This is a genomic window from Actinocrispum wychmicini (assembly GCF_004345645.1).
In the GTDB taxonomy this organism is placed as follows: Bacteria; Actinomycetota; Actinomycetes; order Mycobacteriales; family Pseudonocardiaceae; genus Kibdelosporangium; species Kibdelosporangium wychmicini.
Genome location: NZ_SLWS01000019.1, coordinates 140,791 through 162,005, shown reverse-complemented (window position 1 = coordinate 162,005; position 21,215 = coordinate 140,791). Strand labels below are relative to the sequence as shown.

General features: G+C 69.4%; 19 protein-coding genes. 8 read left to right on the top strand and 11 right to left on the bottom strand.

The genetic code is table 11. The annotated features are described in order from the left end of the window. Positions 1 to 176: 176 nt before the first annotated feature. Both EV192_RS50750 and EV192_RS50745 read right to left on the bottom strand, forming a co-directional pair. Positions 177 to 1,994 (bottom strand): sensor histidine kinase, encoded by a 1,818-nt coding sequence (locus EV192_RS50750; RefSeq protein WP_132126008.1) that lies wholly within the window; start codon positions 1,992 to 1,994, stop codon positions 177 to 179. Next, positions 1,984 to 2,658, bottom strand: coding sequence for a response regulator transcription factor (locus EV192_RS50745; RefSeq protein ID WP_132126007.1), 675 nt, complete (start codon positions 2,656 to 2,658; stop codon positions 1,984 to 1,986). The genes EV192_RS50750 and EV192_RS50745 overlap by 11 nt, the downstream gene beginning before the upstream one ends. 124 nt (positions 2,659 to 2,782) lie before the next feature. Here EV192_RS50745 and EV192_RS50740 point away from each other — a divergent pair, with 124 nt between their 5' ends. The 3 genes from EV192_RS50740 (at position 2,783) to EV192_RS50730 (ending at position 6,846) form a co-directional block, all read left to right on the top strand. Next, entirely contained in the window at positions 2,783 to 4,177 is a 1,395-nt protein-coding gene (locus EV192_RS50740) for a DUF2079 domain-containing protein (protein ID WP_165961020.1), read from the top strand. A 102-nt stretch (positions 4,178 to 4,279) separates the two neighbouring features. Further along, entirely contained in the window at positions 4,280 to 4,831 is a 552-nt protein-coding gene (locus tag EV192_RS50735; protein WP_132126023.1) for a TetR/AcrR family transcriptional regulator, read from the top strand. Further along, entirely contained in the window at positions 4,831 to 6,846 is a 2,016-nt protein-coding gene (locus EV192_RS50730) for an ABC transporter ATP-binding protein (protein WP_424923454.1), read from the top strand. The genes EV192_RS50735 and EV192_RS50730 overlap by 1 nt, the downstream gene beginning before the upstream one ends. Positions 6,847 to 6,859: 13 nt before the next feature. Here EV192_RS50730 and EV192_RS50725 read toward each other — a convergent pair whose 3' ends face one another. Further along, positions 6,860 to 7,672 carry an SAM-dependent methyltransferase gene (locus tag EV192_RS50725; RefSeq protein ID WP_132126004.1) on the bottom strand — a complete coding sequence of 271 codons (813 nt, stop codon included), beginning with the start codon at positions 7,670 to 7,672 and terminating at the stop codon, positions 6,860 to 6,862. A 55-nt stretch (positions 7,673 to 7,727) separates the two neighbouring features. Between EV192_RS50725 and EV192_RS50720 the strand changes: the two genes are divergently transcribed. Continuing rightward, positions 7,728 to 8,660 (top strand): DNA polymerase domain-containing protein, encoded by a 933-nt coding sequence (locus EV192_RS50720; protein ID WP_132126003.1) that lies wholly within the window; start codon positions 7,728 to 7,730, stop codon positions 8,658 to 8,660. Position 8,661: 1 nt separating this feature from the next. Here the strand turns inward: EV192_RS50720 and EV192_RS50715 are convergent, their stop codons facing one another. Beyond that, positions 8,662 to 9,399 (bottom strand): class I SAM-dependent DNA methyltransferase, encoded by a 738-nt coding sequence (locus EV192_RS50715; RefSeq protein WP_132126002.1) that lies wholly within the window; start codon positions 9,397 to 9,399, stop codon positions 8,662 to 8,664. Between the two features lie 9 nt (positions 9,400 to 9,408). After that, a complete protein-coding gene (locus tag EV192_RS50710; protein WP_132126001.1) occupies positions 9,409 to 10,302 on the bottom strand; it encodes a polysaccharide deacetylase family protein in 894 nt (297 codons plus the stop codon). A 46-nt stretch (positions 10,303 to 10,348) separates the two neighbouring features. Between EV192_RS50710 and EV192_RS50705 the strand changes: the two genes are divergently transcribed. Then, positions 10,349 to 12,244 (top strand): S8 family peptidase, encoded by a 1,896-nt coding sequence (locus tag EV192_RS50705; protein WP_132126000.1) that lies wholly within the window; start codon positions 10,349 to 10,351, stop codon positions 12,242 to 12,244. 161 nt (positions 12,245 to 12,405) lie between these two features. Here the strand turns inward: EV192_RS50705 and EV192_RS50700 are convergent, their stop codons facing one another. The 6 genes from EV192_RS50700 to EV192_RS50675 form a co-directional block, all read right to left on the bottom strand. After that, positions 12,406 to 12,768: a hypothetical protein gene (locus EV192_RS50700; protein ID WP_132125999.1), complete on the bottom strand. Its 363-nt coding sequence runs from the start codon at positions 12,766 to 12,768 to the stop codon at positions 12,406 to 12,408. After that, a complete protein-coding gene (locus EV192_RS50695; RefSeq protein WP_132125998.1) occupies positions 12,765 to 15,467 on the bottom strand; it encodes an FtsK/SpoIIIE domain-containing protein in 2,703 nt (900 codons plus the stop codon). The genes EV192_RS50700 and EV192_RS50695 overlap by 4 nt, the downstream gene beginning before the upstream one ends. Before the next feature lie 4 nt (positions 15,468 to 15,471). Next, positions 15,472 to 15,717, bottom strand: a complete 246-nt coding sequence (locus tag EV192_RS50690; RefSeq protein ID WP_132125997.1) for a hypothetical protein — start codon at positions 15,715 to 15,717, stop codon at positions 15,472 to 15,474. Next, the gene (locus EV192_RS50685; protein WP_132125996.1) at positions 15,714 to 15,974 is read right to left on the bottom strand and encodes a hypothetical protein; all 261 of its coding nucleotides are present in this window, start codon (positions 15,972 to 15,974) and stop codon (positions 15,714 to 15,716) included. Before EV192_RS50685 ends, EV192_RS50690 begins: the two co-directional genes overlap by 4 nt. A 51-nt stretch (positions 15,975 to 16,025) precedes the next feature. After that, complete coding sequence (locus tag EV192_RS50680) at positions 16,026 to 18,632, bottom strand: AfsR/SARP family transcriptional regulator (RefSeq protein WP_132125995.1); 2,607 nt, start codon at positions 18,630 to 18,632, stop codon at positions 16,026 to 16,028. A 203-nt stretch (positions 18,633 to 18,835) separates the two neighbouring features. Then, complete coding sequence (locus EV192_RS50675) at positions 18,836 to 19,375, bottom strand: histidine phosphatase family protein (protein ID WP_243727601.1); 540 nt, start codon at positions 19,373 to 19,375, stop codon at positions 18,836 to 18,838. A gap of 217 nt (positions 19,376 to 19,592) precedes the next feature. On the opposite strand from EV192_RS50675, the gene EV192_RS50670 reads away from it, so the two are divergent. The 3 genes from EV192_RS50670 to EV192_RS50660 all read left to right on the top strand — a co-directional run bounded on the left by EV192_RS50670 (position 19,593) and on the right by EV192_RS50660 (position 21,202). After that, entirely contained in the window at positions 19,593 to 19,811 is a 219-nt protein-coding gene (locus tag EV192_RS50670) for a CbtB domain-containing protein (RefSeq protein WP_132125993.1), read from the top strand. Between the two features lie 7 nt (positions 19,812 to 19,818). Next, complete coding sequence (locus tag EV192_RS50665) at positions 19,819 to 20,547, top strand: CbtA family protein (RefSeq protein ID WP_132125992.1); 729 nt, start codon at positions 19,819 to 19,821, stop codon at positions 20,545 to 20,547. Between the two features lie 193 nt (positions 20,548 to 20,740). Beyond that, positions 20,741 to 21,202, top strand: coding sequence for a hypothetical protein (locus EV192_RS50660; RefSeq protein ID WP_132125991.1), 462 nt, complete (start codon positions 20,741 to 20,743; stop codon positions 21,200 to 21,202). Positions 21,203 to 21,215: the final 13 nt, after the last annotated feature.

The window sequence follows — 21,215 nt, the reverse complement described above, 5'->3', positions numbered from 1 at the left end:
AGACCAAGCTGGACCCCACCTGACAGATGCGATTCCCTTGGGCAGGCCACACGGGAGGGAGACGCCACGATAAAACAACCCAACCACAGCAGCAAAAATACGACAACAGGCTCCCTCTTGGCGGCCTGCCCGAGCGGCGAGCGAACATCTTTTGACAGTCACGAAAGGAGGTCCACTCAGGACCGAACAAAAGAAGCCACGAAAGTAGCGCCAGGCGAACGGTCCGAAACGACGAGTGTCCCGCCGTTGGCATGGGCGATCTCGCGAGCGATAGCCAGGCCGAGCCCAGCCCCGCCGCTGGCCGAATCCCTGGACTCGTCAAGCCTGGTGAATCGTTCGAACACACGCTCGCGGTCCTCCGGAGCGATTCCGAGTCCATCGTCCGTGACTTCGACGGTGACGGCAAGGGGAGTGGACAGGACGGACACCGTCACCTCGGTTGCCGCGTGCCGTTCGGCGTTGTCCACCAAGTTGCGAAGTAGGCGGGTGAGTTGAGCGGGGTTGCCGGTCATTGTGGCGGGACCATTGGTGTTCAGGGTGGCGCGGCCCGCTGCCTCCGACTTCACCAGCTCAGTCAGGTCCAGTTCGGTGACACGTTGGGGCTGCGCGGAATCCAGTCGGGCCAACAGTAACAGGTCTTCGGCCAGGTCCTGGAGGCGTTGGGTGTCGGTCACGGCGTCGCGCACCACGGCTGGCCAGTCCGCGCGGTCCGGGTGGTCGGCGGCGACTTCCAACACTGTTCGTAGGCTGGCGATGGGGCTTCGCAGTTCGTGTGCCGCGTCCGCGATGAACTGGCGTTGTGCGGCAACTGACTTCTCCAGGCGGTCCAGGGTTTCGTTCAGGGTCACCGCCAGGTTGGTGATCGCGTCCCGGGTTGGCGGTACCGGCACGCGCACGTCCAGTTTGTGCGCGGTGATCACCTTGACCTGCTTGCGGATCCTCTCCACAGGCACCAGGGCGCGAGTTGTCGCCGCCCACGCGGTGAAGCCGACCAACGCGACCCCGGCAGGCACGCCGGGCCACAGCACCCGGTCGAGACCCGGCGCTGGGTTGACTGTCCGCCGCTCGGTCACGACACCGCCGGTGATGACGTACGAATCCGATGGAGGGATCGACTTCCCCAACGGCGAAGCGACCGCCAAAGCCTCGCCGGCGGCGAAGAACGCCTCGCTGTTGGCCATCATCCGCGCGGTGTAGATCTCGTCGATTGTGTGCCGCAGCCACAGGACGCCGCCGATGAACGGGCCCGCCGCGATCAGGCCCGCCGCGACAGCCGCGCGGGCGCCGATCGACCACCGGCCGAACCACGAGCGCGGCAACGGGATCCGTCGGTCCAAGGACGTGGCTGTGACCGCCGCGGTTTGCAGGCGGATCCGTTCGATTGGACGAAGTGCCTGCCGTGCGGCGATCCAGGCGACGAAGGCGATCAGCAGGGCCGCGCCCGGCACGCTCGGCCACAGCACGCGGTCCAGTTCGGGCAGGGGATTCTCGTCCGGCCGGGTGACGAACACGTTGATCCGCACCCGGTCGCCGAACCGTTCGGTCTGACCCGGCGGTGTCGGGATGGTCTCGGTCACCGCCGTCCACGCCGGCCACTGGTAGCCCTTGGTCTCGGTGACCACGTCCAGCCCGGCGGTGCGCACCACCTGAACCCCGGGGAACCCTTCGCCGTACCGCACGACCGGCTGGCCGAAGATCTCCTGCAGGTCACGCACGTCCCTGTTGTTCGACGGCAGGAAACGGCCGTTGGCGCCGACGATCTCATACGGCGTTTTCAGATCCGGCAACGGATTCCCGGCCCGCACTGTGTCCTCAAGCGCGGACAGCACAGCCCAGCCGCCGTCGATCCGGGCGGTGACCCGCGTCTGGTCCATGTCTGCGATCGACGCGCGCAGCCACAGCGCCCCACCGGTCAACAGGACCAACGAGATCATCCCGGCGGCCACCGCCGCCCGAAACTGGACCGGCAGCCGCGCCCACCACCTAACTGGCACGTCCCACCAATCTGTATCCCATCCCGCGCACGGTCTCGATGCTCCGCCGGCCGAACGGCTGGTCGATCTTCCGCCGCAGGGCGCTCACATGCACCTCCACCACGTTCACGTCGCCTTCGTAGTGCTCGTCCCACACGTGCTGCAGGATCTCCGACTTGCTCAGCACCAGGTTCGCCCGCCGGGCCAGGCACTCCAGCACGGCGAACTCGCGCGCCGTCAACAGGATTTGCTGGTCAGCGCGTACGCAGACACCGCGGGCCGGGTCGACCACCAGGTCGTCCACGCGCAGCTGTGCCGGCGCCGCGTGCCCCCGACGCAGCAACGCCCGCAACCGGGCCACCAGGACCACGTACGAGAACGGCTTGGTCATGTAGTCGTCCGCGCCGGTGTCCAGGCCTTCGGCCTCGTCGTACTCGCCGTCCTTGGCGGACAGAATCATGATCGGCGTGGTCACGCCGGCCCGGCGCAGCTCGGCGCACACCCGGTAGCCGTTCATCCCGGGCAGCATGATGTCCAGCACGATCGCCGAGTACGGCCGCTGCTCGGCCATCCACAACGCGTCGCTGCCGTTGTGCGCTAGGTCGACAGCGAAGCTGTTCGCCTCGAGGCCGCGCTTCAGCGCCGCGGCCAGCCGCCGTTCGTCCTCAACCACCAGTACCCGCATCGCGTCCCACCCTGCCACGGTCTCGATCCCGTTGCTGAAGCCGTCTTCAGCAACCTTCAGGTCCGGCTCAGCACCCCCTGGGCAGCCTGTCGGCGTGCAGCTCGCCTCACCTATCCGCATAGACGTGTCCGCCGCGCCGGAAAGTTGCCGGCCGCGTTCGCTGCCGTGGGCAGTGGGCGGTGTGTTCTTCGTGATCTACACCCTGGTCTCGGTCACCAACCATCTGAGACTCGGCACCACCGGGTACGACCTGGGGATCTTCGAACAGGCGATCCGGGCCTACGCGCACTTCGAGGCGCCGGTGTCGGACCTGAAGGCCCCGGGCTTCGTCCTGCTCGGCGACCACTTCCACCCGATCCTCGCCACCATCGCGCCGGTCTACCGGCTCTTCCCGAGCCCGATCACGCTGATGGTCGCGCAGGCTGCCCTTCTGGGCGTGTCCGCGGTGCCGATCGTCCGCGTGGCGCAGCGGCGGTTCGGCGCGCGCACGGCGACCGCCATCGGTGTCGCGTATGGACTGTCGTGGGGTTTGCAGACCACTGTGGACTTCGACTTCCACGAGGTCGTCTTCGCCGTGCCGCTGCTGGCGTTCTCGATCGAATGCCTGCTCACGCAGCGTTGGCAGGCGGCCGTGTGGTGGGCGGCGCCGCTGGTCCTTGTCAAGGAGGACCTGCCCTTCACCCTCGCCGCGATCGGCCTCTACGTGTTCTGCAAGGGCCAGCGCAAGCTCGGCCTGTGGACGATCGCCGGGGCGCTGGCCAGCTTCCTGCTCATCCTGCTGGTGATCATCCCGTCGATGAACCCCGCCGGGCAGTACGGGTTCACCCACGACCTGGGCAGTGGCGGCGGCCTGTGGGACCTCCTGACGAGCGCGCCCGAGCGCCTGGTGGCGCCCCAGCAGAAGCTGTTCCTGCTGGCCGCGCTGTTCGCGCCGACCGCGTTCCTGGCGTTGTTCTCGCCCGTCACCGCGCTCGTCATCCCGACGCTGACCTGGCGGTTCATCTCCGTGAACCAGAGCTACTGGGTGGTCGGCTTCCACTACAGCGCGGTGCTCATGCCGATCATCTACTTCGGCCTGGTGGACGCGCTCACGTCCGGGAAGCGGATGCTGCCCGAAGGGACCTTCCGACGAGTCCGCCGGGTCGCCGTCGTGGCATGCGTCGTGATGGCGGTCGTCGGGATCACCGGCGAGCCCGTCGGCAAGCTGCTCAAACCGCAGACGTGGCAGGTGAGCCAGCGCGCGACCGACGCCCAGCGCCTGATGGACATGATCCCGGACGACGCGGTCGTGGCCGCGTCCAACAACCTCGCCCCACACCTGACGAACCGTTGTCGGATCACCCTCTTCCCGCACCTGAACGCCAGCGAGCCCACCGAGGAGTGGATCGTGACGGACACGCGTTTCCCGAACTGGCCGTTCAGCGCCGAGTGGATGGCCAACGACCTGGCCCGGGTCCGGGCGACGACGTACCGGACGGTGGCCCAGGCAGGTGACTTCGTCCTCCTGCGCAGAATCTGACGCCGGCGGCTAATCGAGTTGACGGAGTGAGCGCTCACTCCGCACACTGGGGGCATGGAAGACACTGACGTAGGGGAGCCGCCGCGTCGCCGTGCGCCCGGCATGAGTCCGGAGAAACGCCGCGAGATGATCGTCAGCGCGGTGCTCCCACTGCTGGTCGAGTACGGCGCGGCGATCACCACCAGCCAGATCGCCCGCGCCGCCGGAATCGGCGAGGCCACGGTGTTCCGGGCGTTCACCGACAAGGACGAGCTGCTCGACGCCTGCGTGGCCGAGGCGGTCCGGATGGATCACGCACTGGACGCGATCGCCGCCATCCCCCTGGACATCCCGCTGGACGAACGCCTGGTCGAGGCCGCCTCCGCGCTGGCCGCCCACATGGCCCGGATGGGTGCGCTGTTCGGCTCGCTGCACGCGTCCGGCTACCACCGGGAACGCCGTGGCCGCCCGAAGGACGCCCGCCGCGAGTCGCTGCACGCCGTGCGGGACGCGTTGGCCGAGCTGTTCGAACCCGAGGCGGGCCGGCTCCGGCTGCCCGCGGCGCAGCTGGCCATGGTGCTCACCAGCCTGATGATGAACCGCGGCAGGTCGCCGGAGAACGCGCCGAGCACGGCCGAGTTGATCGACCTCTTCCTGCACGGAGCGCTCACATGATGCCTGGCGGTGGGGGCGGCATCGAGCAGTTCCTGATGCGCGGCAGGCGGCGGCGCCCGCCGAACGCGGTCCCGGACAGCGGCCTCACCGGGCCGGTCGGCGTCCCGGAGCCACGGCCGACGGACCAGCCCACCGACCTCAGGTCCCGGCTGAGGCGGATGCGTGAGTCGGTCAGCGGCACGGTCCGCGGGTTACCCAGGGTGTTCCGGCTGACCTGGGGCGCCAGCAAGCCGTTGACCGTCACCATCGTGGTCGCCACTGTCGTGAGTGGACTGGTGCCGACCGCGACCGCCTACGTGGCGAAGCTGTTGATGGACGCGGTCGTCCAGGCGATCCAGGTGCACACGACCGGCCGGCCGGACCAGGCGGTGCTCGGCGTCCCGCTGGTCGGCGACCTGTACCTGACGACCGAAGGCAAGATCATCGGGGTGGCCGTCATCCAGTTGGTGATCCTGACGGTCAGCTCGGTGGTCCGGTCGGTCATCACGATCAGCCAGCAGCTGCTGCAGGAACGGATGACGTTGACCATCCGCCACCAGGTGATGGCGCACGCCGCCCAGATGCACCTGGAGTTCTTCGAGGGCTCGACGTCGTACGACCTGATGCGCCAGGCGTCCCAGGAGGCGCCGTCGCGCCCGATGTCGATGATGAACTCGGCGCTGGGCCTGGTGCAGACGGCCATCACGTTCGCCAGCATGATCGCCCTGCTGGTGGCGGTGAGCCCGGTGCTGGCGGTGGTCGCCCTGCTCGCGCCCCTGCCCGCGTTCATCTCGCAGTCCCGCTACGGGGCTCGCTCGTTCTTTCTCAACACGCTGCTGTCGCCGATCAGGCGCCGGATGGACTATCTGTCCTCTTTGGTCACCACGGACACGTATGCCAAGGAGGTCAAGCTTTTCGGCCTCGGCGGCTACCTGACCGACCGGTTCGACAAGCTCGGCAAGGCGCACTACGCCAGGGAACGCAAGCTGATCCGCCAGCGGACCGTGGCCAGCACCGGCTGGAGCATGGTCAGCACGTTCGCCGGTTCCCTGATCTACCTGTACATCGCCCTGCGCGCGGTCACCGGCGAGCTCACCCTCGGCGACCTCACGCTGTTCACCACGGCCACGACCCAGGTGCAGGCCGCGGTCGGCGGCCTGTTCTCCGGGTTCTCCGGGATGTACGAGAACAACCTGTATCTGGACACGCTCTACAAGTTCCTGGCGACCAAACCGGAGATCACCGCCCCAGCCGAGCCGAAGCCGATGCCGGAGCCGCTGCGCGGGCACATCACGTTCGACCGGGTGTCGTTCGCGTACCCCGGGGCGGACGAGCCGGCGCTGCGGGACGTGAGTTTCGAGATCAGCCCGGGGGAGACGGTCGCCGTGGTGGGGCGCAACGGCGCCGGCAAGTCCACGTTGATCAAACTGCTGTGCCGGCTCTACGACCCGACCGAGGGGCGGATCCTGCTGGACGGCGTGGACATCCGCGACCTGGACCCGGCCGACCTGCGGGCCCGGATCAGCGCGATGTTCCAGGACCACGTGAGCTACCAGGCCACCGCGGCGGAGAACATCGGGCTCGGCGACCTTGACCACCTGACCGACCGGCCGCTGATCGAGGACGCTGCCCGGCGGGGCGGGATCGCCGACCGGATCGAACGCCTGCCGCGCGGGTTCGACAGCCCACTGGGCCGGTGGTTCGACGAAGGGGTCAGCCTGTCCGGCGGCGAGTGGCAGAAGATCGCACTGGCCAGGGCGTTCATCCGGGACGCGCCGATCCTCGTGCTGGACGAGCCGACCTCGGCGCTGGACGCCCAGGCCGAACACGACCTGTTCGCCCGGCTGCGCAAGCTGGCGGAGGGCCGGACCACGCTCTACATCTCGCACCGGTTCTCCACCGTGCGCCAGGCCGACCGGATCCTGCTGCTGGAACTCGGCCAACTGGCGGAACAGGGCACCCACGAGGAACTGATGGACCTCGACGGCGGCTACGCCGAACTGTTCACCCTGCAAGCCGCCGCCTACCTCGGCTAGGGCGTGTCCCGCCCTACGGCTTGCGGCCGACGCCGCCGAGGAGGAGGTACTCGCCGGTGGCCGGTTCGGTCATCCGCGGCCCGTCCGGCCACCACTCGAACAGGTACGTCAGGCCTGGTTCGACCATTTCCAGGCCGGTGAAGTAGCTCGCGATCCGCTCGCGGGTACGGAAGTGGCAGGAGCCCATCATCGCCATGTACTTGGCTTCGGACTCCTTGGCCAGTTCGGCCCGGTCGCTGCCGTCGTCCGGGTTGTGCAGGTGCGAGATGGCCACGTACGACCCGGACGGCAAACTGTCGATGTACGCGGCCATCACCTGGTTGGGCTGGTACTCGTCGGCGACGTGGTGGACGGTGTTGCTCTGGATCAGGCCGATCGGGCGGGTCCAGTCCAGGTACCGGGACACCACCGGGTCCTTCAGCAGTTCGGCCGGGTGGCGCAGGTCGCCGACGACGAAGTGGGTGCGGTCGTTCTCCTCAAGCAGGGCGCGGCCGTGCGCGGCGACCATGGGGTCGTTGTCCACGTACACGACCTGGGCCTCGGCGTTGATCCGCTGGACCGCCTGGTGGGTGTTCTCCGCGGTGGGCAGGCCGGAGCCGACGTCGAGGAACTGGTCGATGCCGGCGCTGGCGGCCAGGAACCGGACCACGCGGATGAGCCACGCGCGGCACTCCCGGCCGATCCGCGGCGCCTCCGGCGCGATCTTCAGGATCTCGGTGAGCACCTGCCGGTCCACCTCGTAGTGGTCCTTGCCGCCCAGGAACGCGTCGTACACGCGGGCGATGCTGGGCACGGTCGGATCGATGTCCGGCAGATTACGTGACACATCTTCAGATTAGCCGGAGGTCATGGTCATCTGTCCACGGGCATAAGGTGGGTCAATGAGTGAGGAACGGGACGGCGTGCCGCTCACCAACCTGGACCAGCCGGTGTTCGGCGGCGCCAGCAAACGGGACCTGGTCGACTATCTGGACGCGGTGAGTGACCGGATCCTGCCGGTGCTGGCCGACCGGCCGCTGACCGTGCAGCGGATCCTGCGCGGCCAGGAGCCGTTCATGCAGAAGAACCTGCCCAAGTACACGCCGGATTTCGTGCAACGGGCGACGCTCTGGGCGGACAGTTCCAAGCGGGAAGTGTCGTACGCGCTCTGTAACGACCGGCGGACGTTGATCTGGTTCGCCAACCAGCGCGCGGTCGAGTACCACCCGGCGCTCATGCCGGCCGGCTGGGACCACCCGACGCACATGATCCTCGATCTCGACCCGCCCGAGGGCGGCGGGTTCGACCTCGCCATTCGCGCCGCGCATCTGGTGCGAGAAGCGCTGGCGAACGACGGGTTGCGGGGCGCGGTCAAGACCAGCGGCGCCAAGGGCGTGCACGTGTTCGTGCCGATCCAGGCGCACGCGATCGAGGACGTGGCCGCGGCCACCCGCGCGGTCGCGGCCAGGGCCGAGCGGATCGACCCCGTCCTCGCGACGACCGCGTTCATCCGGGAAGACAGGCACGGCAAGGTGTTCCTGGACTCCACCCGCGCCGGTGGAGCGACTGTCGCGGCCGCGTACAGCCCGCGGCTGCGGGACGGCCTGCCGGTGTCGTTCCCGGTCGGCTGGGACGACCTGGACTCGGTCACGCCGGCCGACTTCACCGTGCGGACCGCGCCGGGGTTGCTGGGTGACCGGGACCCGTGGGCCGAGCACATGCCGCAACCGCAGGAGTTGCCCGCGGACCTGATCGCCGAGGGCCACACCATTCCGGTGGCCCGGGTGCAGGCGATGCACGAGGGGAAACGCCGGGCCCGCGCCCGACGTGAATGACCTAAGTGGACTCCCGGCGGAGGATCCAGGTCTGGCGCAGCGTCTTCTCGTGCGCCTCGGTGGTGCTGTAGTTGTCCTTCAGTCCGACGACGGCGAAACCGGCCGTGTTCGCCGCCGCGGTGATTTCCTCGACGTCGTACAGGCGCTGTTCGTGGACTTCCTCATGCCGGTCGTATCCGCTGTCCGCGGCCGTGAAAATCGTGATGAGGAAACGGATCCGCTGGTCCGCCAGCCGGTTGCGCCACACATAGGCGAACTCGCCGAAGTCGTCGCCGAAGTTGTTGTTGCCGTAGAACTCCCTGAGTTTGTACGGGGAGTTGGTGTCGAACACGTACAGGCCGCCGGCACGCAGTGAGGCGGCGACGAACCGGAACAGGCCGAGCAGATCTTCGTCGCCCACGAAGTAGTTGACGCTGTCGAAACAGGAAATCGCGGCATCCGCGACCGGATCCTCGGGCGGTGCGCCGGGCAGCCGCGCGTGGCGTAATCGTGTTCCCGGCGCGACATTCGCTTTGGCTTCCGCCAACATCGCCGCCGAACCGTCGACCCCGGCGACCTGGTAACCGAGGCGCTGCAACGGGCCGATCATCCGGCCTGTCCCACAGCACACGTCCAGAACTCGCGTGGTCGAGCCGGAACCGGTGAAACATTCATCGAGAAAACGGGCCCAGCGTTGATAGTCCGCTCGGGCGTTCCATCGGTCGTAGACCTGGGCGAGTGCTTCGTAAGGTGCCGTCACGGCCTGACGCTAACACTGGCGCGCGGCGACTTCGGCGAGTTGGGCGTGCGTTGCGAACCAGATGTCCTGGTGGGCAACGATATGGTCGATCAGCTCACGCAGGATCACCAGGCGTGACCGGTGTCCGATCACATGGGGGTGCATGGTGAGCTGGAACACGCCACCCGTCCGATAGGCCGCGTCGAACTCGTCCGTCCAGATCTCCAGGACATCCCGCGGTCGGGTGTACGGCCGCGACGAGCCGAACCTGTCCATCGTGAAATACGGCGCGTCGTCCCGGATCCAGTCCACCGGGATCTCCACGAGTCCGGTCGGTTCACCGTTCGCCAGCACCTCGTACGGTTCGTCATCCGCCATCAATGACGAGTCATAGTGGAAACCCAGCTCCAGGATGGCCGGCAGGGTGGTGGCGGAGAAATCCCACGACGGCGTCCGGATGCCGACCGGGAGCTGGCCGGTGATGTCGGCGAGGGTGTCCCGGGACCGTTCGATCAGTTTCTTCTCGTCCGCGCCGGTCAGTTGCGTGTTGCGCTCGTGAATCCAGCCGTGCACCCCGATCTCGTGGCCCGCCTCGACATATCCACGGGCTTCCGCCGGATGCAGTAACGCGGACACGGCCGGCATGAAGAACGTGGCCGGGATGTCGTGGCGCGCAAGCAGTTCCAGCACACGCGGCGCCGCGGTCCGTGATCCGTACTCGCCCGCGGCCAGCAGCCCGGGACTGGTGTGCCCGTCGCGCAGCGGAATTGTCTCGTGGTCCGAGTCGAAGGACAGCGCCACCACCGCCCTGGCGCCGTGCGGCCACTGTTCGGGCACAAGCGAACGACCCGCGCGGACCGCGTCGACATGCCCGCGCCACTCCGCTTCGGGCCATTGCCACGACGGCGAATTCTCGTTGCTCATTACAGTACGCTCCAGTCGTTTCCCGCCGAAGAATGGAGAACTCCACATGGGAGTCCCGCTTGTCGGGCTGGCCGTCTCGACAGCCCTGTCGTTGACCATCGCGGCGGCACAGCCCGTGTCGGCCGCGGAAGCTCAGGTCCTCGGCGCCGGCCGGGCCGGTGCCGTGCCGAACAGCTACATCGTACGGATCAAGGACAGCGCGTCGCCGAAATCCAGATCCTCGCTGACCGCGAGTGACCTGACCGCCAGATACGGCGGCCAGGTGAAGGTCGCCTGGCAGAGCGCCCTGAACGGATTCGCGGTCAGCATGAGCCCCGACCAGGCGCGCCGGATGGCCGCCGACCAACGCGTCGCGTTCGTCGAGCAGGACGCCCAGGTGCGGGCCACCGACGTCCAGCCCAACCCGCCGTCCTGGGGACTTGACCGCGTCGACCAACGTGACCTCCCGTTGGACAACTCCTACACGTACGACAACACCGCCGGCAACGTCCACGCGTATGTGATCGACAGTGGCATCCGGGTCACGCACAGCGCGTTCGGCGGCCGCGCGACCTGGGGGCACAACTCGGTCGACACGACCGACACCGACTGTTTCGGTCACGGCACGCACGTCGCCGGCATCCTCGGCGGCGACCCGTACGGTGTGGCCAAGCGCGTGCAGCTGGTCGCCGTGAAGGTCCTGGACTGCCGGGGCAACGGCACGTTCGCGCAGGTCGTCGACGGCGTGAACTGGGTGACCGAACACGCGGTCAAGCCGGCGGTGGCGAACATGAGTCTCGGCGCGGAAGGCGGCGACGCGGCCACCGAGGACGCCGTGCGCGCCGCCATCGCGTCCGGTGTGACGTTCTCGATCTCCTCGGGCAACTCCACCAAGGACGCCTGCAACTTCACCCCGGCGAAGGTGACCGAGGCGATCACCGTGAACGCCTCGGACCGCACCGACGCGCGGGCCTGGTTCTCCAACTTCGGGCCGTGCACCGATCTGTACGCCCCGGGCGTGGACATCGTGTCCGCGTGGAACACCGACGACAACGCCACCAAAGTCGACGGCGGCACGTCGATGGCCGCCCCGCACGTCAGCGGCGCCGCCGCGCTGTGGCTGGCCGCTCACCCCACCGACTCGCCCGCCGCCGTCCAGGCCGCCCTGCTTGATCACGCGACCGCCGGCAAGATCACCGACCCGGGCGTGGGCTCCCCGAACCGCCTGCTGTTCACCAACCCCGCCCTCATTCCCGTGATCGTCGTGCCCGGCCCGCGGACCGCGACCGTCGGCGCCCGGTTCGACCTCCAGCTCACCGCTTTCGGCGGCGACGGCGGGCCGTACACGTGGACGGCCGGTAACCTGCCGGACGGCCTCACGCTGAGCGACACCGGGTTGCTGTCCGGCACACCGACGACCCGCGGCACGTCCACGATCACTCTCACCGCGACCGACTCCACCGGCAAGTCGGGCACGGCCACGTTCCCCCTGACGGTGAAAGTGCCCTGCCAGGCCGGTCAGCTGATCGCCAACCCGGGCTTCGAGTCCGGCGCGGACTCCTGGATCGCGACACCGGGCGTGATCGTGCCGGGCACCCCGGCGCAACCGACCCACGGCGGAACCCAGTTCGCCTGGCTCAACGGCTACGGCAGTGTGCACGTCGACACCGCGGCCCAGGCGGTGACGATCCCGCTCGACTGCAGCGCCACGCTGTCGTTCTGGCTGCACATCGACAGCACCGAGCCGTCCACGACGACCGTGTACGACACGATGACCGTGCAGGCCGGGACCTCGATCCTGGCGACCTACTCCAACCTGGACAAAGCCGACGGCTACCAGCTGCGGACGTTCGACCTGTCCCAGTTCGCCGGCCTGCCCGTGACCTTGACCTACACCGGCACCGAGGACATCTCGTTGCAGACGTCGTTCGTCGTCGACGACGTGGCCTTGGCCGTCCGCTAGGTCGTGTTTCAGGTGTCCCGTTCGATGAGAGGCGGGATCGGGGCGGTTCCTGGCGTCGCCGCCGGTACGCCGCGAATACTGGTTGTCTTTGGGCGTGCCGGCGGTGGCGTCAGGGACCGCATCCGGCCCGGCTATCGCGATCGGGACACCTGAAACACGGCCTAGGCCGGGCGGCGGGGCCAGGAGGCTCGGCGCAGGATGTTCGTGAAGGCGTTGGTCCTCGGCTGGATCTCGGCCACGTAGTCGTCCAGGAGCCTGGGGTGGGCGGCGGGGTCGGGATCCAGCGGGCGGCCCGGGGTGATCCAGGCCAGGCCGTGCATCCGGACCGCCACTTCGGCCCACCAGCCCCGGATCTCCTGCTTGACCTTGGCCTCGGTGTCGGTGGCCGCGGCGATCGCCTTGTCGGCCGCGCGGATCTCCGCGACGAGCTCGACTGTCCGCTTGCGCTCGCGTTCGGCCAGCTTCCGGGACGCCTGCCTGGTGGCGTCCAGGATTTCCTTGTACTCGGCGACGGGGTCGGTCACGGCAGGTCCTGGGTGTCGAAGGGGATGATCACGTCCGGCGAGCTGTGCGTGGACTTGTCGAAGAAGATCGCCCGGCGCGGCCGCGGCGACCAGTCGATCACCTGGCCGGCCGCGAGCGTGCCGAGTTCGGCGCCCTGGACGTCCAACGCGACCCAGGCGCCGATGTCGTCGCCGCCGGCGAAGCCGAGGGTGTCCTTCAGCCGGCCGATCCCGCGCCACCAGCCGATGGTGTGCACGTGGTTGGCCGGCCCGTTGCGCAACAACGCGCGGAGATCGTCCAGTTTGGCCTTCATCAGCGGCGGTTCCTTGTGTTCCAGCCACTGGTGCGCCGCGTCCACCGCGAAGAACAGCACGAACCGCGGCCGTTCGGCCGACGCCGGTGTCAGGTCGGCGATGGTGGCGTCTGTGCGCAGGTCCACGGAATGTCCGGCGAGGGACAGTTTCGAGGCCAACGCGCAGACGCGGGTGGTCAACGCGGGCACCGCGCACCACACCGAGAAGTCGCACGAGCCAGGGGAGTGCTTGCGTGCCAACGACAGCGCCGAACTCTCCATAATGGACATCGCGTCCTCGGTCGCGGTGCCGATCACCGCGAGGTTGCGGCCGGGGACCGCGTCCAACGAGATCGTGGCCGCCCGGCAGGACACGTCGATGATCTGGCCGAGCAACGGACCCGTCGGGTTGGCGAAGTCCAGGGCGTCGGCCAGTGGCGGCTGGTGCGCGCCGTCGAACAGCTTGGGCGCCATCGAGTTCCCGGTCGCCCACAGCCGCGCCTGCAGGCTGTCGAACGTGCCCTTGGCCGAGGCGTCCGGGATGTGCGCGACCTGGTTGCCGTGCGCCACACCGGAATCGTGGTTGATCACGGCGTGCCAGCGCGGCAGGCTGAAGGCCGCGTTGTTGGTCTCGGCGAGCACCCGCTTGGCCTTCGGCATGGCGATCCGCAGTGTGCACTGCTCGAACACGGCCGGCTTGCCCCAGAACGCCTCGATCCCGGCGATGTCCTGGCTGGCCAGCACCAGGTGGATGCCCTGGGACCGGCCGCGCCGGGCGACGTCCTCCAGCAACACCGTGGCCTGCTGGGTGATCCGGTCCCGGCCGCTGAACAGCGCCTGGAACTCGTCGATCACCGCCACGATCCGCGGCCAGTGCCCGTCCGGGTCCGCCTCGCGCAGCTCGGCGAGCTTGGTGACCTCCTGCTGCTTCGCCGCCTCCGCGCGGCGGGCCAGCTCCTGGGTGAGGAACCGCAGCAGCGCCAGGCCGAACTCCCGGTCGGTGTTCACGTTCACGCCGACCAGCCGGGCCTGCGGCAGCCAGCTGGGGTCCTTGCGGCCGGGCGCGAGACCGGCGAACGACACGCCTTCCTTGAAGTCCAAAAGGTACAGTTCCAGCTCGGCCGGGGAGTACCGCGCGGCCAGGCCGCCGAGCATGGCGTAAAGGAAGTTGGTCTTGCCCGACCCGGACGGCCCGGCGATCAGCGCGTGCGGGGTCGCGTCCCCGAGCACGACCTCCACCGGCGCGCCGTCGGCGAACCCGACCGGCGCCCGCAGCTCCTCGTGCGAGGTGAGCTGTTCCAGCCGGGCCGGCAGCAGGTCCTCGAACGTCCGCGGCCGGCCCCGGCGGGCCACCAGGTCGGCGGCGATCGCGGTGGCCGCCCGGCTGGCCTGGGTGCTGTCCAGGGCGGGGTCGGGCCGGAACAGCACCCCCGGGCCGGTCAGGCTTGTGGTCGCGCGGTGCGGCTCGCCGAAGATGATCGTCTCCAGTGGACAGTTCGCGGACAGTGGCACGTCCACCGCGATCAGGTTCACCCCGGCGTCCAGGCCGGTGCGCGCGACCCGTTGCAGCTCGCGGTGCTGTTCGTCGGGGAGCCGTTCGCCGTTGCCGAACAGCACCACCACCCGCCACGGCTCGACGCGTTGACCTCGCGCGACGCAGACGGACCGCAGCGACGTCTCGCCCGCGCGCATCGCCTGGGCGTGCACCCGCCGGATGTGGCCGGCGAGGTCCGCCAGCAGGTCGTCCAGCCGGGTCGGGTCGTGCACGGTCAGCAACCCGGCCGACGTCAGCGGCTGCAGGTTCGGCAACGAGCCGGTCAGGTGCCCGATGTCCCACAGGTGCACCCGGACCAGGCCGGGGGTGAACGTGCTCAGCAGCCGCAGCAGCAGCGTCTCCACCAGTGAGTCCACAACGGACCGGCTGTCCGGTCCGGAATTCACCCGCAGGTGGGCGCGGTCCAACAACGGCACCGCGACCGGGAAGTCGTCGTCGCGCGGTGCCTGCTCGACGACCGCGGTCCCGATCCGCCACATCACCGGGGCGGTGCCGCCGGCGTCCTGGCCGAGCCGGCCCAGCCAGTCCTGCCACGGCCCGCCGGCCGTGCCCGGCGCGGACTCCGCGACGATCCGCCGCAGCCGGTTCGGGCCGTCCGGATGCCAGCCGGTGTAGATCTCGTCCCGTTCGGCGATGATCCGGTGCCACGTGTCGGCCAGCGCCGGCCGGCCACGGGCGTCCGTGACCTCCGGGTCGAGCCGGGCCTTGGCCAGGCCGAGCCGCAGCACCGACTGCTCGAACTCCAACTGGTCCTTGGCCGTCTGCGCGGCCACCCGACCGCCCTCGGCCGCGCCGAGGGCAAGCCGAAGGACCGCGCGCAGCTCTTCGAGCGCCTGCCGCGCGCGCTGCCGGCGTTCGCCTATGCCGAACATCTGGTTACAGCCTCATCAGGTAGTCCATGACCGACTGCCGGGCGCGGGCGATGAGGTCACCGGCCGTGCCCAGCTCCGCCATGGCGTGATCCAGCTCAACAGGGTTGTACCCGTTCGGCTCCTGTCGCACCACAAGCAGGGCCGCTTTGGCCTCCGCGAGTTGGGGCACGACACCCGAGGTGGTGGCCCGGGCCCGCTCCATCATCTCGGTGACGGCGCGCAGCGAGTCGGCCAGCTCTGAGATTGTCAAAGCCTGGCCGCGTAGCCCTCGGCGGAATTGATGCTGGCCTGGATCGACTGCTGCGCCCCGGCCAGCGTCTGCAGCGCCTCGGTCAGCAATCCTTGCGCCTGCGCGACATCGGCCTGGCTGCTGCCCTGGGTGGCCGCGAGCAGCGCGGTCCGCGCCTCGTCGAGCTGCAGTGAAGCCTGGGTGATCGCAGCGATCCCGGCCAGCGACTTCTCGTTCGCCAACGCGATTCCAGCTCGGATTTCCTCAACGCCCGCCATGCCCCAACAGACTAGTGATGATCATCTCCGGGCCTGCAACCGGGGCGGGCGTTAGGAGAGTTGATCGAGCAGGTGAGAGACTTCTTCGGCGGACCGTCGGTCGCCGCTGCGCAAATGGGCGTCAAGCGTAGTGGTGAGCAGCTCGTGCGCGCGTTCCCTGTCACCCGTTCGCAGGCATAGCTCTGCTGTGTGTTGTCGGGCGTACGCAACGCAATGGTCGTCACCCAGTTGTTGGAACGTCGCCGTGACCTCAGCGAGATGGTCGAGGGCGCGTTCCGGGTCGCCCTGCTCACCGCGTAGAGTCGCCAGACGCTGCAACGCGTGCGCCTCGCGGTGTTGGTCACCGATGTCCGCGGCCAGCTCGCGGGCTCCCGTGAGCCAGCCTTCGGCCGCGGGAAACCGTTGCTGCGCAAGCAGATCCACGCCGATGGCGATCCTGGCCACGGCTTCGAGGTTCGGTTCGGCCACCCGGACGAAGATCCGCCGCGCCCGGTGGTGCAGCGCGAGCGCGCCGCGGTACCGGCCGTGGTTCCGCAGCGTGGTCCCGATTCCCGCGAGCGTGATTCCCACGCCGCTGGCATCACCTGCTTCGGTGAACAGCCTTAGGGCTTCGTCCAGCGCGTGTTCGGCCGCGGGATAGTTGTCCTGGTACAGGTGGAGCTGGCCGAGGTTGCGCTGGACGATCGCCTCGCCGTGCCGGTCACCGGCCCCGCGGGCGCCCCGCAGCGCGATCTCGTGGGAGCGCTGCCAGTCGTCCCACCGGCCGCGCAGGTCGAAGAAGGGCGCGTAGACGGCAGGTATTCGCCACGCGTGGTCGTGCAGGCCGAGCTGGTTGGCGACGGACAGCAGGGCGGTCACCGTGGCACGTTCGGCGGCCAGCCACTCGACCGGATCGCCCGCGCCCGCCACGCTCGTCCCCGGCCGGGGCAGCAGGCCGAAGAACGGCACCGGGATGCGTTCGGCCGCATGCGTCGCCAGTGCGAGATAGGCGTCCAACACCCGCCGAGTCGCCGCTTGGACATCGTGCCGGGACTCGGTGTCAAGGCGCTCACCGGCGTAACTGCGGAACGGGTCGGGCAGGCGGTACCTGGGGGTGCTGCCGGCGACGTCGAGAAGGTTGGCGTCCACCAACGTGTCCAGCACGTCGTCGGCGTGCGGGCGGTCGAGCAGCGCGGCGAGTGCCCACCCCGGGAACGGGTCCGGCCCCAGCAGCCCGGCGAACCGGAACGCCCGGGCCGCCTCCGGCGCGAGCCGTTCATAGCTGTCGGTGACGCTCGGCCGGACCGCCATGCTTCCGATGGTCAGCTCGTCGAGCCGGCGGCGCTCGTCCCGTAGCCGGTGGGCCAGCACCCGGACCGGGACAGCGGGCCGGGTGGCGAGCTTGGCGCCGGCGACCCGGACGGCCAACGGCAGGTTGCCGCACGCGCGCAGCACTTCGGCCGCGTGGTCGGGTTCCTCGCGGACGCGCCGGCCGGCGATCCTGGCGAGCAGGTCACCGGCCTCGGCGTCGGACAGCGCCGTGATCGGGACGCCGACGGCGCCGGGCAGGTCGGGCATGGCCCGCCGGCCGGTGACGATCACCGCGGACCCACCGGATCCCGGCAGCAACGGTGTTATCGCGCCGACGTCGGTGGCGTTGTCCAGCACCAACAGGATCCGCCGGCGGGCCAGCGCCGAGCGGTACCGCGCCACCCGGACCGCGTCGGTCCCGCCGTCGTCGGGAATCCCGAGGGTGGCCATCAGGTAGGCCAGCGCGTCGTGCGTGTGCCGCAGGTCGACGTACAGCTGGCCGTCCGGGAACAGGCCGGCCAGGTGGTGTCCGATATGGACGGCCAAAGTGGACTTGCCGGCGCCGGGCGGCCCGGTCACGGCCGCGACCACCGGCTTCGGTCCACGCAGCAACTCGACCAGCCGGCGGACCGTGGTCCGCCGGCCGGTGAAGTCCGGGATGTCCAGCGGCAGCTGGCACACCGGGAACACACCCGCGTTGATCGCCGCTTGGTTGATGACAGCTTGGGCCCGCCGCAGGCCGAGGCCGGGCCGGGTGCCGAGCTCGGTCGCCAGGACCCGTTCGGCGTCGGCGTACGCGTTCAACGCCTCAGCCGCCCGGCCGGAGCGGTGCAGGCCGAGGACGAGCTGCCGCCACAGTTCCTCCCGCAGCGGGTGCTCGGCCAGCAGGCCGCGCAACTCGGGGATGACGTCGTCCCGGGTGGCCATCGACCGTTCGAGCACCGACAGGCGCAACTCCTCCAGGCGGGCGAGCGTCGGCTCCCACACCGGGCTGCGCGGCAGGTCGGCCAGCGCGCGTCCGCGCCACAGCGCGCTCGCCTCAGCCAGTCGGCCGGCCCGCGCTCGTACCTCGAACGTCGTCATGTCCAGCTCGTCCGGGGCGACCGTGATCTTGTACCCGCGCGACCGCGTGTGCACCCGGTCGCCGACCGCGGCCCGCAGGGTGTGCGCGTACGTCCGGACGTTCGCGACCGCCGACCGGGGTGGCCCGTCCGGCCACAGCACCTCGACCAGGGTGTCGACGTCCACGGTCGTGTTCGGGTCCAGCAGCAGCGTCGCCAGCAGCATGCGTGGCTTGCGGCCGCCCAGCGGCACCGCCCGGCCGTCGACCGTGACCTCGAGCGGACCCAGTATCCGATACGTGTCCACGCCGCACCCCCGGCCTGCTGTCCAGGACCAAGGCGTGTCCCGTGGATCTCGATCGCGATAGCCGGGCCGAGGCGGCCCCAGGAACCACCTCGCTGTAGCCCGATTTCGGCCTCCGGCCGAGGCAGACTCTCATCGACCGAGATCCACGGGACACGCCTGCACGCGGATGGTAAATCCCTGACGACATATCTGGCCAGAGTCGGTCAATAAATCACCGGGTGGCCGGTCTCCCGGAGGGTCCATTGCCCGCCACCGCAGGTCAGCCGGGTGTACGACAGCGGCGCCACGTCGATCCGCCAGAACGAGCGAGCCGGCGCCGACAACACGGTCACCACCGCGGCCCTGATGACGGCCGGGTGGGTCACCACGGCGACGCGCTCACCCGAATCACGCAGGCCCGCCAGCCACCCGTCCACCCGCTTCAGCAGGTCGTGGACGGACTCGCCGCCGTGCGGCGCCGCCTCGGGGTTGTTGAGCCACCGGACGGCGTCACTCTCCGGCACCTCGGCCAACGGCAGGCCACGCCACTGCCCGAAGTCCAGGTCCGCCAGTGCCGGCTCGACGACGGTCTCCGTCGGGTCCCAGCCGAGCCCGGCCGCGGTCTGCGCGCACCGTAACTCCGGGCCGCGCAGATACCGTCCCCAACGGCCCAGGTCCACCGGCTCCACCGAGTCCGTCCGTTCCAGCGGCTCGTCGTCCGGGAACGCGCTGCTTCGGGTCGCCGTGGTCGGCGCGTGCGACACCAGGACGATCCTTGTCGCGGCATTAGGGTGAGGACGGTCTCCTGGCGTTGACACGGTGAGTGGCTCCTGCCTACGTTCTCGCTGCCATTGGTCGGAGTAAGCCGGTGAGAATCCGGCACGGTCGCGCCACTGTATGCGGCGGAAAGCCGCGTAGTCAGACACTCCAGCCGCCCGCCCGCCTACCCATGGGTCGCGTCAGCCCGAGGAGGTCCTACCGGTGACAACCGCAGCCATTCCCGTTCCGGCTCCTGTTCCCCTCCGTATCCCGATCCGCGAGATCCTGCCGTGGGCGATCTTCGTGGGAGTCCTCGCGTTGATCCTGTTGTACTTCGTCGGCAGCGAGCAGGGCGCGATGTCGATCGTCTCGTCGTCGAACAACTACATCCACGAGTTCGTGCACGACGGCCGGCACCTCCTCGGCTTCCCCTGCCACTGAGATGCGCATGGGAAACCTGCTGGTCCGAGGCATGCTCGTCGGACTGGCCGCCGCCGCGTTGGCACTGATCTTCGCGTCGCTGTTCGGCGAGCCGTCGGTGGACAGCGCCATCTCCTTCGAGGGCATGCACTCACACGGCGCCGACGAGGGCCCCGAGTTGGTCAGCCGCTCGATCCAGAGCACGCTCGGCCTGGCCGTCGCGGTCGGGGCGTACGGGCTCGCGTTCGGCGGGCTGTTCGCCCTCGGGTTCGCGTTCGCTTACGGCCGGCTCGGCCGGCTCAACGCCCGCGCGACCGCCGAGGTGCTGGCGCTCGGCGCGTTCGTCGTGGTGTTCGTCGTGCCGTACCTGAAGTACCCGGCCAACCCGCCGTCGGTCGGCCAGCCGGACACCATCGGCTCCCGGACCGCCTGGTACTTCAGCATGGTCCTGGTCTCGGTCGTGGCCGGGATCGGCTCGACCGTGCTGGCCCGCAGGCTGCTGGCCAGGTTCGGGGCGTGGAACTCGGTGCTGCTCGGGCTGCTGGCCTACGTCGCGGTCGTGTCCGTCGCGTCGGCGATACTGCCCGTGGTCAGCGAAGTGCCTGAGCACTTCCCGGCGAGCGTGCTCTGGAACTTCCGGGTCGCGTCGCTCGGCACCCAGCTCGTGTTGTGGATGTCAATTGGACTGCTCTTCGGAGTCCTCACCGAGCGTCGTCTTCGGCGTGTCGCGGGTCAGGCGGTTACATTGTCAAGTTGACCTGGGGATTCCTACCCCTACCCAGCCTCGTGGCCCCTAGCTTCGAACCTAGTTTCGAGTGTGGGGCCTAATCCTGTGTCCGGCGTCACGTTTGGTCACGTACCATGGGTGACGGCGAACACGGGGATCGCTCGAATGGAGCAACAGGCGACTGTGGGGTGGAAGGGATATGACCGCAGGGGTAATGACAACGATGACGCAACCCGCGCCGGACTGGCTCAGGGAGCTGGCCGCCGCGCGGGCCCACTATGAGGAACTCTTCGGCTGGCCGGTGTCGGTCCAGGTCGGTCAGCGCCAGCTGGTCGTCGCCCTGGGCCAGACGCTGGACGCCATCACCATGCCGGCGTCCCTCGGCGCGCGGGTGCACGGCCAGCTCGGCATAGCGATGCTGACCGGACCGGTGATCGCGCACCCGGACAGCGCCCGCTGGACGTTCCTCACCCAAGGCGCGACCACGATGCCCGGGGAGATCGTGGACGGCCTCGGCAACCACGAAGTGCACCACGCGGCCTCGGGGGAGTACGCCGTGGTACCGACGGAATGCGGCGGCGGGGGCTGGTGCTGGATCCACGAGCCACGCCCGCACCAGATGCTGCCGTCGGCGTACGCGGTGATCGCCACCGCGCGCCGGCTCTGCTCGGCCGCGGTCGCATAGTTCTCGGCGAACA

Coding starts and splice junctions, on each gene's coding strand:
- EV192_RS50745 (WP_132126007.1), bottom strand. CDS start 2,658: ATGCGGGTACTGGTGGTTGAGGACGAACGGCGGCTGGCCGCGGCGCTG.
- EV192_RS50695 (WP_132125998.1), bottom strand. CDS start 15,467: ATGTTCGGCATAGGCGAACGCCGGCAGCGCGCGCGGCAGGCGCTCGAA.
- EV192_RS50720 (WP_132126003.1), top strand. CDS start 7,728: ATGAGTGAGGAACGGGACGGCGTGCCGCTCACCAACCTGGACCAGCCG.
- EV192_RS50710 (WP_132126001.1), bottom strand. CDS start 10,302: ATGAGCAACGAGAATTCGCCGTCGTGGCAATGGCCCGAAGCGGAGTGG.
- EV192_RS50735 (WP_132126023.1), top strand. CDS start 4,280: ATGAGTCCGGAGAAACGCCGCGAGATGATCGTCAGCGCGGTGCTCCCA.
- EV192_RS50665 (WP_132125992.1), top strand. CDS start 19,819: ATGGGAAACCTGCTGGTCCGAGGCATGCTCGTCGGACTGGCCGCCGCC.
- EV192_RS50705 (WP_132126000.1), top strand. CDS start 10,349: ATGGGAGTCCCGCTTGTCGGGCTGGCCGTCTCGACAGCCCTGTCGTTG.
- EV192_RS50685 (WP_132125996.1), bottom strand. CDS start 15,974: ATGGCGGGCGTTGAGGAAATCCGAGCTGGAATCGCGTTGGCGAACGAG.
- EV192_RS50730 (WP_424923454.1), top strand. CDS start 4,831: ATGCCTGGCGGTGGGGGCGGCATCGAGCAGTTCCTGATGCGCGGCAGG.
- EV192_RS50660 (WP_132125991.1), top strand. CDS start 20,741: ATGACGCAACCCGCGCCGGACTGGCTCAGGGAGCTGGCCGCCGCGCGG.